At 67.9% G+C, this 13,494-nt stretch carries 12 protein-coding genes; 2 read left to right on the top strand and 10 right to left on the bottom strand.

The genetic code is table 11. The features are described 5' to 3' along the window. Window positions 1–96 precede the first annotated feature (96 nt). Window positions 97–846: a DUF5781 family protein gene (locus ACMGFE_RS21890; RefSeq protein WP_436927417.1), complete on the top strand. Its 750-nt coding sequence runs from the start codon at window positions 97–99 to the stop codon at window positions 844–846. A gap of 29 nt (window positions 847–875) precedes the next feature. On the opposite strand, the gene ACMGFE_RS21885 is transcribed toward ACMGFE_RS21890, so the two are convergent. From ACMGFE_RS21885 to ACMGFE_RS21870, 4 genes are read right to left on the bottom strand one after another with little or no spacing between them, the layout of a single operon-like run. Then, the gene (locus ACMGFE_RS21885; protein ID WP_436927416.1) at window positions 876–2,357 is read right to left on the bottom strand and encodes a PQQ-dependent sugar dehydrogenase; all 1,482 of its coding nucleotides are present in this window, start codon (window positions 2,355–2,357) and stop codon (window positions 876–878) included. A gap of 12 nt (window positions 2,358–2,369) precedes the next feature. Further along, a complete protein-coding gene (locus ACMGFE_RS21880) occupies window positions 2,370–3,107 on the bottom strand; it encodes an energy-coupling factor transporter transmembrane component T family protein (protein WP_436927415.1) in 738 nt (245 codons plus the stop codon). Next, on the bottom strand, window positions 3,101–3,805 hold the full coding sequence (locus tag ACMGFE_RS21875; RefSeq protein ID WP_436927414.1) for an energy-coupling factor ABC transporter ATP-binding protein: 705 nt from the start codon (window positions 3,803–3,805) through the stop codon (window positions 3,101–3,103). The genes ACMGFE_RS21880 and ACMGFE_RS21875 overlap by 7 nt, the downstream gene beginning before the upstream one ends. Continuing rightward, entirely contained in the window at window positions 3,802–4,383 is a 582-nt protein-coding gene (locus ACMGFE_RS21870; RefSeq protein WP_436927413.1) for a biotin transporter BioY, read from the bottom strand. Before ACMGFE_RS21870 ends, ACMGFE_RS21875 begins: the two co-directional genes overlap by 4 nt. Before the next feature lie 121 nt (window positions 4,384–4,504). On the opposite strand from ACMGFE_RS21870, the gene ACMGFE_RS21865 reads away from it, so the two are divergent. Beyond that, entirely contained in the window at window positions 4,505–5,323 is an 819-nt protein-coding gene (locus ACMGFE_RS21865) for an aldo/keto reductase (protein WP_436927412.1), read from the top strand. Between the two features lie 448 nt (window positions 5,324–5,771). Here the strand turns inward: ACMGFE_RS21865 and ACMGFE_RS21860 are convergent, their stop codons facing one another. From ACMGFE_RS21860 to rpoB, 6 genes are all read right to left on the bottom strand, one after another. After that, window positions 5,772–6,389 (bottom strand): 30S ribosomal protein S7, encoded by a 618-nt coding sequence (locus tag ACMGFE_RS21860; RefSeq protein ID WP_415381011.1) that lies wholly within the window; start codon window positions 6,387–6,389, stop codon window positions 5,772–5,774. A 2-nt stretch (window positions 6,390–6,391) separates the two neighbouring features. Further along, on the bottom strand, window positions 6,392–6,820 hold the full coding sequence (locus tag ACMGFE_RS21855; RefSeq protein WP_006885266.1) for a 30S ribosomal protein S12: 429 nt from the start codon (window positions 6,818–6,820) through the stop codon (window positions 6,392–6,394). A gap of 194 nt (window positions 6,821–7,014) precedes the next feature. Then, window positions 7,015–7,440, bottom strand: a complete 426-nt coding sequence (locus ACMGFE_RS21850; RefSeq protein WP_436927411.1) for a NusA-like transcription termination signal-binding factor — start codon at window positions 7,438–7,440, stop codon at window positions 7,015–7,017. Beyond that, window positions 7,441–8,646: a DNA-directed RNA polymerase subunit A'' gene (gene rpoA2, locus ACMGFE_RS21845; protein ID WP_436927410.1), complete on the bottom strand. Its 1,206-nt coding sequence runs from the start codon at window positions 8,644–8,646 to the stop codon at window positions 7,441–7,443. Window positions 8,647–8,648: 2 nt separating this feature from the next. Next, complete coding sequence (locus tag ACMGFE_RS21840; RefSeq protein ID WP_436927409.1) at window positions 8,649–11,663, bottom strand: DNA-directed RNA polymerase subunit A'; 3,015 nt, start codon at window positions 11,661–11,663, stop codon at window positions 8,649–8,651. Beyond that, window positions 11,664–13,493, bottom strand: coding sequence for a DNA-directed RNA polymerase subunit B (rpoB, locus tag ACMGFE_RS21835; RefSeq protein ID WP_436927408.1), 1,830 nt, complete (start codon window positions 13,491–13,493; stop codon window positions 11,664–11,666). It lies immediately after the preceding gene. Between the last annotated feature and the right edge of the window lies 1 nt (window position 13,494).

The following is a 13,494-nucleotide window of genomic DNA, read 5'->3' as shown; positions in this document are numbered from 1 at the left end:
GAGAGAGCGAAGCGGCGGTGATCCGCCCCCGTGGGACCGCCAGAGAGTGCCAGACCCCGCAAGAGTGATGCTGCCGTAGCCCCTCCCTCAGTGCGTATGGACGTGCGAGTGCGCGGTCCCGGCCCGGAGGCGCCGTTTCTCGGGGCGCGCGATCTCTTCGAGACCGAACGGACGCTGGAGCGGCCGGTCACGATCGAGATCCGCGAGGACCCAGACGAGCGGACGCGAGTGAGTCACGACGACGAGAGCCACCTCTTCATCATCTCGCGGCAGGCGGCGACGAGTGCGATGGCCCGCGAACTCGCGCTCCACGAGTTCGCGCACATGCACCACTACGAGCGCGACCACCCCTCTCACACCCAGTCGATGGAAGAGGTGATCTTCCTCGCGCTCGCGGGGCAGTCCGTCGAGCGCCGCAAGCTCACCCACTGCTACCAGATCGCCAACCACATGAAGGACATCTACGCCGACGACGTCTGGCTGGAGGTCGCACCGGCGGACAAACTGGTTGCCTTCCTCGAATCCAGCCTCGCGGCGGCGGTCGCCGACCGGCCGCGGGGACCGTCAGCGTGGGACCGACTGACTCCGGCCGCCGACCCGGACATCACCGCAGTCAACGCCGCGTTCGCGCTCGGACTCGTCGAGCGCCACGGCCTCGTCGACGACGACCATCGGATATACGACCTCGCGCACGCGGCCGCACACGACGCGCCGGAAGTGGAGATGGCGGAGTTCACCCGGCGCTTCCGGACGCTCGCGCGCGACCCCGACGACAGCGAGTACCGGAAGGCGCTCGTGGACGTGACCAGGGCCTACGCGGCCGGCGGCGAGCAGGCCGCGGACTGACGGAGAGACGGGGAGTGAGCGAAGCCGCGCTATTCCTGCGTGAGGCGGACGAGCACGTCGTCGCGTTCGGTCGGGAACTCACCCTTCGCACGACCGTCGCGGTTGGAGGTGATGACGTAGACGTCGCCGTCGGGCGACTGCTCGACGTGACGGATGCGACCGAGTTCGTCCTGCATCGTCGTGTGGACCGTCGCGACGTAGGCGTCGTCCGACCAGTCGTCCGTGACCTGTGCGTAGGCGTCCTCGGCGGGCGGTAGTTCGCCACCCTGGGGCGTCAGCGTGGTGACGATCAGTTGCTGACTGATGAGCCCCCCAGTGATCATCCGATTTTTCAGCGCGGGCACTTTGTCGCCGGTGTAGAACAGCGACCCGGTCGGTGCGAAGCTCTGGCCGCCGGTGTTGAAAAGCGGCGGGTGGAACCCGCTGTCGGGGTAGTTCTTCGGCTCGTACACGTCGGGCCAGCTGTAGTTGTCGCCGGGGACCAGCCGGTTGATCTCGTCGCGGCCGGTGGGGCCGTGTTCCGAGTTGAGGGGCGTCCCGTCGGGCAGCCAGACGACCCCCTGCGGGTTGCGGTGGCCGTAGGTGAACACCCGCGGGTCGGCACCGTCGCCGAGATCCGGGTTGTCCGGCGCCGGTTCCCCGTCGGGCGTCACGCGGAGGATCTTCCCGGCGAGGGTACCGGGGTCCTGGACGATATCGGGCTGGCCACCGTCACCGCAGGTGATCCAGAGGTAGTTTTGGGGGCCGAAGGTGATCCGGCCGCCGTTGTGGTAGCTGTCGGCGGGGATCTCGTCGACGACCGTCGCCACCGGCGTCCCGGGCTCCTCGGAGTCCACGTCGAACGCGCTGACCTTGTTGTACTTCTCGCCCTCGTCGTCGGTGTAGGTGTAGTAGACGTAGATCCGCGACGGGTCGGGATAGGTCGGGTGGACCGCGATCCCCAGCGTCCCGCCCTCGCCGCCCTTGACCCACCAGGGGCGTTTGTCCGATCCCGGTTCGATCGACCCCGCGTCGATGGCGTCGGCCGGTTCGGCGACGGTGCTGACTTCGTCCCCGTCGAAGCGGAGGACCCGCCCGACTCGCTCGGTGAGGAACATGTCGCCGTCGGGGGTGAAGGCGATGTCCCACGGTACCTCGAGGTTCTCGACGAGGACCTCGGTGCCGAGCGAGGCGTCGAGCGGCGAGGAGGTCGGTGGCTCCCACTCGGGGTCGTAGCCCGACCACTCCTCGAGGGGCCGGCCGACGACCGAGGCAGTCGTCGCGGTGTCGCCGTCGACCGTTCCGCCGTCTCCGGTCGATCCGCCACCGTCACTGCTGTCACTGCCGTCACTGCCATCACTGCCGTCACCAGTCCCATCCCCATCCCCGTCGTCGCCGTCGCCGCCGCTGGGCGTCGCGGTTTCGGTCGAACAGCCCGCAAGACCGGCCACGCCGACGGCGGTCGCTGCGAGGAACCGCCGGCGCGACCGAAAGGGACCGGTCGCGGTGCGGTCCGTCGAGTCTGGTTGCATGTCCGATTCCTATTACCCGACCGGAATGAATCTTCCGGGAACGAGAGCGAGCAGCGGCGAACACGCGAGCGCCGCGCCGAGTCCCGCAACCAGGTAGTCGCGACGACGGAACCGGAGCGCCGGGAGCGTCGGGTTCCAGGCGAAACAGCGAGCACGGAGCGCCAGTGTCAGCCGGTCGGCCCGTAGCAGCGACCGCTGGAGTCCGCGCGCGAGGATGCGGCGGACCCGATCCCGGAGTCCCCGCTGTTCGCCCCCGCGGGCACGCACTGCCGTCCGAACTGCCCGCAGATCGCCCAGCACGACGGGGAAAAATCGGAAGACGAGGCCGACGCCGACGCCGAAGAGCCGTCCGACCCGTCCCGGGAGCAGCCGCTGTATCGCCGCCCGTGTCTCGCGGACCGGCGTCGTGCGCACGTAGACGGCGCTGACGAACACGACCGGGACGACGCGAGCGACCGAACGAAGGGAGTCGGCAGCGCCAGCCGGCCTGAACCACGGGTCGCCGAGTGCGAGACCGCCGACGAGCGGGCCCACGGCGAGGAAGAGGAACACGACCCGGTAGGCCCGCAGGACCCGGACCGGAGAGAGGCGGCCGGCTGCGAGCGCGGCGAGCGCGACAGTCCCACCGACGGCGAATCCACGGAGCGTCGGGTACGCGAACACCGCGATCGCCACGCCGAACTGGACGGCAAGTTTCGCCCGCGGGTCGAGCCCGTGGGCGAGCGAGTCGCCCGGTTCGTAGGTCAGCATCGCGGGTCGCGCACGCCGAGGCGGTCGAGTTCGTCCAGCGCCGCCGGCGTCGGCGCGTCCACGACTACGCGCCCGTCCGCCAGGCCGACGATCCGGTCGACGCGGTCGGCGAAGTCCCGGAGGTCGTGCGTCACGACGACGAGACTGGTGCCCCCGTCGGCGAGGGCGTCCAGGTGCGCCAGTACCGACTCCCGCGCACCCTGGTCGAGCCCCACCAGCGGCTCGTCGAGGACGAGGTGGTCGGGGTCCATCGCGAGGACGCCCGCGATGGCGACTCGCGCCTGTTCCCCGCCGGAGAGCCGATCGACCCGTTCGTCGTCGCGTCCGTCCATGTCGACGGTGGCGAGCGCGTCCGCGACCCGGCGGTCGATCGCCTCGCGGTCGAGCCCGAGGTTCTCCGGGCCGAACGCCACGTCCGCGCCGACGGTCGCCGAGACGAACTGGTCCCGGGGATGCTGGAAGACCATCCCGACGTTCGTCCGGGCGTACACCTGGTCGTCGGTCACGTCACGGCCGTCGACTGTCACCGTCCCCTCGTCGGGTTCTAACAAGGCGTTGAAGTGCCTGACGAGAGTGGTCTTGCCGCTCCCGTTGGCGCCGACGACCGCGACCGCTTCCCCGTCGTCGATGGTCAGCGACACTTCGTCGACCGCCGCGGTGTCGCCGTAGCGGTGGACGAGCGACTCGGTCTCGATCATTCCCTGAGCGCGAGGTGGCCGCCCTCGACGACGCCGACGGTGATGAACACTTTCACGACGTCCGGTGGAACGAACGGGGCCATCGCGGTCGCGGCCGCGCCGACCGAGATGCCCAGCACCTCGGCCATCCACGGGATGCCGACCGCGTAGACGACGACCAGCCCGGCGAACAGTCCCAGCAACTGGACCGGGACGGAGATCTCCGAGACCGGACGGGGCCGCACCTGCCGGTGGGTTATCGCTCCGGTGACGACAGCGCCGAGGAGGAATCCGACGAGGAAACCGCCGGTCCGGCCACCGAACTGTCCGATCCCGGCCGCACCGTTCGAGAAGACGGGCGCGCCCGCGGCCCCGGCGGCCAGGTACAGGGCCATCGCGAACCCGCCCCAGACGGGCCCGAGGACCAGTCCCGCGAAAAAGGATCCGAACGGCTGTAACGAGAACGGAACGCCCACACTCGGGATCGGGATCGACAACTGGGCGAGCGCAGCCGTCAGCGCCGCGAGCACCGCGGCGCCGGCCAGATTTCGCACGGTGTCGTCCCCGACGAGCTCGACCGATTCGTACTCCTGTGCCATACTCGTCCGTCCATCGTCAACCTCCATATAGACACTGGTTTACCACACTGCGGATCCGATGGTGCGAGCGCATCGCGGTCAGGACGCGTGGATTTACCACGCGGGCGCCCGCAGGCGTCCCATGGAGTACGTTTCGGTCCAGGACGCCGAGGTCCCCGCCCTCGGACTCGGGACGTGGCAACTCACCGGGGAGGAGTGCTACGACGCCGTCTCGACCGCGCTCGAACTGGGGTATCGCCACGTCGACACCGCGCAGCTGTACGAGAACGAGCGCGAGGTCGGCCGCGCCATCGCCGATCCCGACGTCGACCGCGACGACGTCTGGGTCACCACGAAGGTCACGCCGGGTAACGCCCGCACCGACGACGTCGTCGAGAGCACGAAGGAGAGCCTCGACCGCCTCGGCACCGGCTACGTCGACCTCCTCTTGCTCCACTGGCCGAACCCCCTGGTCTCCTTCCGCGACACCGCCCGCGGGATGGCCGAACTCCGCGACGACGGGCTGATCCGCCACGCCGGCGTGAGCAACTTCCGCCGGTGGCGTCTCCGGCGCGCCCGCGAGAAATCGCCGATCCCCATCCTCGCCGACCAGGTCCGCCTCCACCCGTTCTACACCCATCAGGCGCTCCGCGAGGACGCCGTCGAGAACGAGACGATGGTGACCGCCTACAGTCCGCTGGCCCACGGAGGCCTGATGGACGACAGGGTCCTCGCCGAGATCGGCCGGCGGTACGACAAGACGCCCGCGCAGGTCGCCTTGCGGTGGGTCACCGGCCTGGAGAACGTCTCGACCGTTCCCAAGTCCACGAGCCGCGACCACCTCGAAGAGAACCTGCGAGCGCTCGACTTCGAACTCACCGCGGCCGAGCGCGAGGCCATCGCCCGCCCCTCCTACGCGACGTCCGCGAAGCTGTTCCTCCGCAACGAGATGGGGATCTGAGGGACGCGACTTCCTTTTTAAGCCTACGGTGGCGCGCGCTGCCGAGCGTTTCATCGCGAGGCGGCGTCGTGCGAGGGACGAGTGAGGGAACGGAGTGGCCGAGCGAGTCGGCTGGGGAGGTGTGAGGCCGTCTGCGGTACTGTATGGTTACGCAGCCGTCCCTGGCGGACTGAAAGGGCGAGGCCCGGTCGCGCTGTAGGGTAGTCGGTGGGCGGGCAACTATCCGAGTGAGCGAAGCGAGCGAGGATATCCCGGTCAGCGACCGCGAGCGGGCCGAGGGCTTTCGTCGCTTGCTTCCCATCGTAATCGAACGCACAGCTAGCGAACGGGTCGAGGAATGACAGCAGTGACTACGGAGAAAACGGACGCGAGAACCGACTCGACGCGAGCTGCCCACTCTCCGGGAAACTGAGAGAACGAGAGGAGAGAAGCCCGCAGAGAGAGTCGCTTATCTGGCGGCGGCGGCGACGCGCTCTTTCTCTTCTTTCTGGTTGACGGCGTAGGCGGAGACGTCGTCGTTGGCGGCCGAGACGAGCTGGTTGGCCAGCGCGTCCTCGGCGTCGGTCGGCGTCTTGAACGAGTCGCTGTAGACGCCGTCGGCGATGAACTTCAGGGCCTGGTCGACGCGGCGCTGGGGCGCGACGTCGACGGCCTTGGGGACGGAGATGCCACCGTACTTCAGGCGAACGGTCTCCTCGCGCGGCGCGGAGTTCTCGACGGCGGTGACGAGGACCTGGATGGGGTTCTCGTCGGTGCGCTCGTGGACGATCTCGAAGGCGTCCCGGGTGATGCGCATGACCTTCTGCTTGTCGCCGGTGTTCTCCTCGGTCTGCATGAGGCGGTTGATCAGCCGCTCGACGATGCTGATCTCCGACTTCTGGAACTGCTTGCCGGCGTGGCGACCCATCGTGTGGGCGATGGGCGTGACGGTGATGTAGCGCTCGGTCGAGGGGTCGGCGTAGTCGATGTCGGTGACCTCCCACTCGCCGAAGAGCTTCGCGGGCGCGCTCTCTTCCTCGGACGGGGCCGGCTCGTCTGTCTCGGTGGATTCGTCGTCTGCACTCATGATTATCGGACCGGTTTCTCCGCGTTCCCGCGGACGAGCTCGATCATGGAGACGCCGTTGACCTTCTCGACCTTGTAGTTCACGCCCGAGAGGTCGCCCATCGCGCGACCCTTCGCGCCGCCGATGCCGGCGATGGTGACCTCGTCGTGCTCGTCGATGAACGAGATGGCTCCGTCGCCGGGGCAAAAGGCGGTGACCTGCTTCCCGTTCTTGATGAGCTGGACCCGGACGCACTTCCGGATCGCGGAGTTGGGTTGTTTCGCTTCGATACCGACCTTTTCCAGGACGATGCCTCGTCCCTGGGGCGCACCCTCCAGCGGGTCGGACTTCTGGCCGAGTCCCCGCTCGCGGCGCGCGTAATCGGAGTCGGACCATCGGTGCTGCTGACGGTCCTTCTTCAGTTTGCGTGCGGCGTATTTGCCGTTCGCCATAGTAGCCGTGCGTACCCGACGGAGTCACTTAAGCCCACCCTTTTCACCCGCCAGCGTGACCGCCGCACCCGCCGAAATCCGGGCGCAAACGGCCTGTGACGGGTTCGCACACCACGGCCCCAGAGCGCGGACTGCCCGAGCTATCGGACCAGCACAGTGAAAACGAATCCGCCGGCGACGACCGCCCCGTCCGCTCAGGTCAGTTCGATCTCGTCGACGTCGAAGTGACGCGCGGCGAGGTCGCGGGCGGCGTCGATGTTGCGGCCGTCCGTGCCGATGGCGGCGCCGCGGTCCTCGTCGGCGACCTCGGCGTAGGCGACGCGGTCGTCGTTCTCGCTGATCGTGACGTTGTACACGGCGGCGGGCGCGAGCGCGCTGGCGACGAAGTCCTCGGCGGTCGGCGCGTCCTCGACGAGTTTGATCTCGCGGTCGAATCGGTCTTCGACGCGCTGGACGTGCTTGCCGCCCGGGCCGATCGCCTCGCCCATCTCGCCAGCGGTGACGAGGAAGATCAGGCGGTCGTACTCGTCGTCGACGACGCAGTCCCTGGCCGTCGCGCCGGTCTCGTCCTCGAACAGCGCGATGTACTGGCGCGCCTCGTCCGAGAGCGTGACCGTCATCTAGTCGGCCTCTTCACCAGCGCCGTCGCGCGCGGTCATCCGCAGGTCCACGTCGCCGGTGCCGAGCTTGATCGGCTTGCCGACGATGACGTTCTCCGTCACGCCGTTGAGGTCGTCGACCTCGCCGTGGATGGCGGCGTCGAGCAGGTGGTTGACCGTCACCTCGAACGCCGCGCGGGCGAGCACGGAGTCCTTGTTGCCGGAGATACCGTGGCGGCCGATGGACTCGATGGTGCCGCGGTTGGTCATGATGTCCGCGACGAGCATCAGGTGGCGGATGTTCACCTCGTCGAGCCCCTGCTCGGCGAGCGTGTCCATCGTCTCGTTGATGATGGCCTCGCGGGCCGCCTCGATGCCCAGCTGACGGTGGATCTCGTGGATGTTGTTACACGTCGTCCGCGAGGCGTCCACGCCCTCCAGTCCGAGCACGTCGCCGAGTTCCGAGCCCTCGGTGTAGAGGACGAACTCCTCGCCGTGCTCGGTCTCCTCTTTCCGGATGACGACGCGGGTGATCTCCTCGATGCCCTTGAAGACGATGTCGCGCAGCTCCTCGACGAGCTGGAGCAGGTCGCGGTAGCTCGGCTCCTCGGGACCGAACTGGACGACGGTCGGCGCCGGCGTGTCGACCTCGACGCCGAGCTTGTCCTGAATGGTCGAGGCGATGTCCTCGACGACGGACTCCAGGCTGTCGGCGGTCGGCCACCGCTCCTCGAGGGTGTCCTCGTTGAGGTCGACCTGCACGAGCATGTCGGCGACGTTCGTCGACACGTCCCCGAGCTGGAGGATCTTCGTCGACTCGATCTGCCAGACGACCTCGTGAGCGCGCTCGCGCTCGGCGGCGTACTCGTCCTCGAGGTGGATGGTCATCATCGGCGTGTCCGGCTCCTTCCGGGCGTCCACCAGTTCGATGAGTCGGGGCAGGCCCTGGGTCACGTCGATCTCCGCGACCCCCGCGTAGTGGAAGGTGTTCATCGTCATCTGCGTCCCCGGCTCCCCGATGGACTGGGCGCTGACGGTGCCGACCGGGTCGAGCGGGTCCACGCGCGTGTCGACGTACTTGCTCTCGACCGCGCGGGCGATCTCGTCGACCTGTTCGAGCGTGACCGAGTCGCGGTCTTCGAGCGTGCTGTACACTTCCTCCTTCAGTCGACGCGGGAGCTCGGTGTCCTCGACGAGCGCCCGCATGTCCTCGGTTACCTGCGTCATCGTCAGTCACCTCCGGCCGCTTCCATCCACCAGTCGTCGGCGTGCTCGGAGAGGTTCGTCGGCTCGGGCTCGCGCCCGAGGAACTGCTCCTTGGCGGTCGCGTCCTCGAACTCGGCGTCGATGACCTGGTCCGCGATGGCCTCGACGTCGACGATGTCGCCGTCCTGGTTCGAGGAGACCTCGACCGGCGAGGTACCGTCCTCGCCGAACTCGAACTGGACGATGTTGTCCGAGGTGTCCCGGACGGTGCCGTCGTACTGCGTCTCCAGTTCGGAGAGCGCGTTGATGAGCCGGCGCTGCAGGTACCCGGACTTCGACGTCCGGACTGCCGTGTCGACCAGCCCCTCGCGGCCGCCCATCGCGTGGAAGAAGAACTCCCGGGGCTCGAGCCCGCTACGGTAGGAGTGCTCCACGAAACCGTGGGCCTCCGCGGAGAGGTCGTCGGGCTTGTAGTGGCTGAGGGTGCGGTCCTCGTACCCGCGGTTGATCCGCTCGCCGCGGACAGCCTGCTGGCCGACGCAGCCGGCCATCTGCGTGAGGTTCAGCATCGAGCCACGCGCCCCGGAGTCGGCCATGATGACCGCGGGGTTCGTGTCGCCGAAGTGGTCCTCGGCGATGTCACCGGCGGTGTCGCGGGCCTTCGAGAGCGTGGACATGATCTTCATCTCCAGGGTCTCGTCGACCGAGCGACCGGGCAGCGACTCCAGTTCGCCCGCCTCGTAGGTCTCGATGAGCTTCTCGACGCGGTCGTAGGCGTCGCCGATGGCCTCGTCGATCTGCTCCTCGGCCGCGGGCGGGATGGACTCGTCGTCGATGCTGATCGAGAACCCGAAGTGCATGATCGAGCGCATCGCGAGCGCCGACACCTCGTTGATGAAGATGCGCGCGCGAGTCTTCGAGTACACCTTCGCGATGGTGTCGACGACCTCGCCGCCGAACGCGCCGACCGCGTCCTCGTCGATGGTGCCGTCGATCATCTGACCGTTCTCGATGGTGACGGTGTCGCCGGCCGAGGACGTGAACTCGAGATCCAGGTCGTCGGGCAGCAGTTCGGAGAACAGCGTCCGGCCGGTCCAGTACGCCTCTCCGTCCTCCGTCCCGTCGGCTTCCGGCAGTTCGTCGATCCGGGTCGCCCGCAGCAGGTCCAGCGCCTGCGTCTCGTTGAAGTTCGGGTTCGTGTGCGTCAGCAGGTACGTCCCCGTGATGTGGTCCTGGATGGCGCCGATGATGTTCTCGCCCATCTTCGGGCTGAGCATCTGCTCCTGGACGCGCATCAGCACGCGGGCCTCCGCGCGGGCCTCCTCGTTCTGCAGCGCGTGCATGTTCATCTCGTCGCCGTCGAAGTCCGCGTTGTACGGCGGACAGACCGTCGTGTTCAGCCGGAACGTCTTGTACGGCATCACGACCACCTCGTGGGCCATGATGGACATCCGGTGCAGCGACGGCTGGCGGTTGAAGATCACGATGTCGCCGTCGATGAGGTGCCGGGAGACCTCCCAGCCCGGCTCGACCTTCTCGGCGAGCTCCTCGCAGTTCTTCTCGGTGACCTTGAGACGACGGCCGTCGTGGCGGCGGACGTAGTTGGCGCCCGGGTGGGACTCCGGCCCGTTCGCGACGTAGCGCCGGGCCTCGTCGAGGTTCCGGTCGTTGACGTTCATCGTCTGGGTCATCTCCGTCGCCACGCGGTCGGGGACGCCGACCTCGTTGAGCGACAGCGTCGGGTCCGGGGAGATGACGGTCCGCGCGGAGAAGTTGACGCGTTTCCCGGACAGCGAACCACGGAAGCGCCCTTCCTTGCCCTTGAGACGCTGGGAGAGCGTCTTCAGCGGCCGGCCGGAGCGGTGTCGCGCCGGCGGCGTGCCCGAGATCTCGTTGTCCATGAACGTGGTGACGTGGTACTGCAGCAGTTCCCAGAGGTCCTCGATGATGAGCTGGGGCGCACCGGCCTCGCGGTTCTCCATGAACCGCTGGTTGATGCGGATGATGTCGACCAGCTTGTGCGTGAGGTCGTCCTCGGAGCGCTGGCCGTTGTCCAGCGTGATCGACGGACGGGCCGTCACCGGTGGCACGGGCAGCACCGTCAGGATCATCCACTCCGGTCGGGAGCGCTCGGGGTTGATACCGAGCGCCTCGATGTCCTGGTCGGGGATCTCCTCGAACCAGTCGCGGATGTCCGACGGCATCAGCTTGTCCATGTCCTCCTCGACGAGGTACTCCGCCGAGGAGCTCACGTCCACCTCGAGTTCGTCGAGGTCGTTGAGCCGACCGAGCGCGCGGCCGAGGTTCTTCAGGCGGTCGATGTCGTTGCGGTCCGGGCGGTAGGTCCCCGACAGCAACTCGCGGATGCGCTCGGCGGTGAAGTCGCCCTCGTCGAGCTCGTCGGCGACGTCGCTCGGGCGGACGGCCTCGCCCTCGGGCGGGTCCATCGCGCGTTCGAGGCGCTTGGAGAGCTCGCCGTGGGGCACCTCGATGATCTCGTAGTAGGTGGTCGGCTTCTCGTGTTTGATGTCGAACTGCTTGGCGCCGCAGTACGGACAGTAGTCGACCTTGCGGCACTCGCGGATGGCCGACTTGAGCACGTCGCTGGGGTCCTTGTTGAGCTCCTTCGCGCGGCGGAGCTGCTCGCGGTAGGCGTCCTTGCGCTGCTCGGCCTTCTCCTCGGCGTCGGCGACGCGGCGGCCGTCGACGGGAGTCAACCGCGAGCACTCGCGGCAGGTCCCGCGCAGCAGGCGCCGGATGAGCTTCGCGAAGCCGACGTGGATGACCGGCGCGGCGAGCTCGATGTGGCCGAAGTGGCCGTTACACGACCCGGAGTGCTTGCCGCAGGTCTTGCACTCCAGTCCGGGGTCGATGACGCCCAGCCGGGGGTCCATCAGGCCCATGTCGATGGGGAAGCCGTCGTCGTCGTAGGTGTCGGCCGTGATGACCTTCGTGGCCGACATCTCGCGGTACTCCTCGGGGTCCATCAGCCCGAAGCTGATCTGACCGATCTCCTGGGGTGTTCCTTGTGCGCTCATTTATACGGCGTCCTCCAGTTCGATGCGCGGCGCGATGCCGAGCGCCTTCATCTCGTCCAGCAGGAGCTTGAAGGCGTAGCTCATCTCCACCTCGTGAATCTCGGTCTCCTCGTCGCAGTTGGGGCAGTAGACGCGGCGTTGCTCGACGTTCTCGACCGCCGTCATCCCGCACTCGCCGCAGACGTTGATGAACTCGCGGTCGGACTCGTCGAGCAACCGCTCTTTCAGCGCCATCGCAGCGCCGTGCCCGATGAGCACGTCGCGTTCCATCTCGCCGACGCGCAGGCCGCCCTCGCGGGCGCGCCCCTCGGTCGGCTGGCGCGTGAGGACCTGCACCGGCCCGCGCGAGCGGGCGTGGATCTTGTTCGAGACCATGTGGTAGAGCTTCTGGTAGAAGATGGTCCCGACGAAGATCTCCGCCTCGATCTTCTCGCCGGTGATGCCCGAGTACATGATCTCCTTGCCGCTGGACTTGAAGCCGCGCTCCTCCAGCGATCCGCGGAGTTCGTCCTCGTCCTCGCCGGTGAAGGCGGTCCCGTCGACGCGGCGGCCTTCCAGCGACCCGACCTTCCCGCCGATCATCTCGAGGATGTGCCCGACGGTCATCCGCGACGGCAGCGCGTGCGGGTTCAGGATGAGGTCCGGCACGACGCCCTGCTCGGTGAACGGCATGTCTTCCTGGGGTGCGATGTGGCCCACGACACCCTTCTGGCCGTGCCGCGACGCGAACTTGTCCCCGAGTTCGGGGATCCGCTCGTCGCGCACCGAGACCTTCGAGAGCTTGGAGCCGTCCTCGCCCTCCATCAGCGTCACGGTGTCGACGACACCGGACTCACCGGAGCGCATGGTGACCGACGTCTCCCGGCGCTTCTGCGGGGAGAGGCCGCCCATGTCGTCCGGCTCTTCGAGGAACCGCGGCGGGCTCGTTTTCCCGAGGAGCACGTCGTTCTCGCCGACGGGCGTTTCGGGGTTGACGAGGCCGTCCTCGTCGAGGTGGGTGTACGCTTCCTCGCCGCGAGCGCCCCGCACTTCGTCGTCGGGGATCTCGAAGTGGTCCTCCTGGCCGCCGGGGTAGCGGCGTTCCTCGCCCTCGTAGGTCCGGAAGAAGTGCGAGCGGGCGAGCGCGCGCTCGACCGACCCCTTGTTCATGACCAGGGCGTCCTCGATGTTGAACCCCTCGTAGGACATGACCGCGACGACGAAGTTCTGCGCCGCCGGTCGGTCGTCGTACCCGATCTGCTCGGTCGTCTGGGTCTTGACCAGCGAGAGCTGCGGGTAGTGCAGGAGGTGCTGGCGCGTGTCCGGCCGGATCCGGTAGTTGGCGCTCGGCAGGCCGAGCGACTGCTTGATCATCCCCGACCCCATCGTAATCCGGGGCGAGGCGTTGTGCTCGGGGTAGGGGATCATCCCCGCGCCGATACCGAACATCAGCTGCGGGTCGACTTCGAGGTGCGTGTGGTCCTCGGTGAGTTCCTCCTCGTCGACCGCGACGTAGATGTCCTCCTCCTCCTCGGCGTCGATGAACTCGATGTACCCGCGCTCGACGAGTTCCTCGAACTCCATGTCGCTGTCCTTGACGGCCTCGACCTCCTCGTCGGAGACGATCGGCTCGCCGTTCTCGATGACGAGCAGCGGACGGCGCGCGCGGCCGGCGTCGGCGTTGACGATGACCTCGCGCGTGCGGTTCTTGACCGAGACGTTGACCATCTCGCTCACGTCGCCGCGCCGTCGCGCCTGCCGGATCTGGTCTGCGAGCTGATGCGGGTCGGGGTGCGTCCCGACCAGGCTCCCGTTGACGTATACTTTCGCTTCTCGTGTTTCCTGGCTCATG

Origin of the sequence: Halosimplex amylolyticum, from assembly GCF_051414035.1 — an archaeon.
GTDB lineage: Archaea > Halobacteriota > Halobacteria > Halobacteriales > Haloarculaceae > Halosimplex > Halosimplex amylolyticum.
The sequence above is the reverse complement of the archived record's forward strand: the minus strand, read 5'-3'. Positions and strand labels throughout refer to the sequence as shown.

Coding starts and splice junctions, on each gene's coding strand:
- ACMGFE_RS21840 (WP_436927409.1), bottom strand. CDS start 11,663: ATGAGCGCACAAGGAACACCCCAGGAGATCGGTCAGATCAGCTTCGGG.
- ACMGFE_RS21875 (WP_436927414.1), bottom strand. CDS start 3,805: ATGATCGAGACCGAGTCGCTCGTCCACCGCTACGGCGACACCGCGGCG.
- rpoA2 (WP_436927410.1), bottom strand. CDS start 8,646: ATGACGCAGGTAACCGAGGACATGCGGGCGCTCGTCGAGGACACCGAG.
- ACMGFE_RS21885 (WP_436927416.1), bottom strand. CDS start 2,357: ATGCAACCAGACTCGACGGACCGCACCGCGACCGGTCCCTTTCGGTCG.
- ACMGFE_RS21890 (WP_436927417.1), top strand. CDS start 97: ATGGACGTGCGAGTGCGCGGTCCCGGCCCGGAGGCGCCGTTTCTCGGG.
- ACMGFE_RS21860 (WP_415381011.1), bottom strand. CDS start 6,389: ATGAGTGCAGACGACGAATCCACCGAGACAGACGAGCCGGCCCCGTCC.
- ACMGFE_RS21880 (WP_436927415.1), bottom strand. CDS start 3,107: ATGCTGACCTACGAACCGGGCGACTCGCTCGCCCACGGGCTCGACCCG.
- rpoB (WP_436927408.1), bottom strand. CDS start 13,493: ATGAGCCAGGAAACACGAGAAGCGAAAGTATACGTCAACGGGAGCCTG.
- ACMGFE_RS21865 (WP_436927412.1), top strand. CDS start 4,505: ATGGAGTACGTTTCGGTCCAGGACGCCGAGGTCCCCGCCCTCGGACTC.
- ACMGFE_RS21870 (WP_436927413.1), bottom strand. CDS start 4,383: ATGGCACAGGAGTACGAATCGGTCGAGCTCGTCGGGGACGACACCGTG.
- ACMGFE_RS21855 (WP_006885266.1), bottom strand. CDS start 6,820: ATGGCGAACGGCAAATACGCCGCACGCAAACTGAAGAAGGACCGTCAG.
- ACMGFE_RS21850 (WP_436927411.1), bottom strand. CDS start 7,440: ATGACGGTCACGCTCTCGGACGAGGCGCGCCAGTACATCGCGCTGTTC.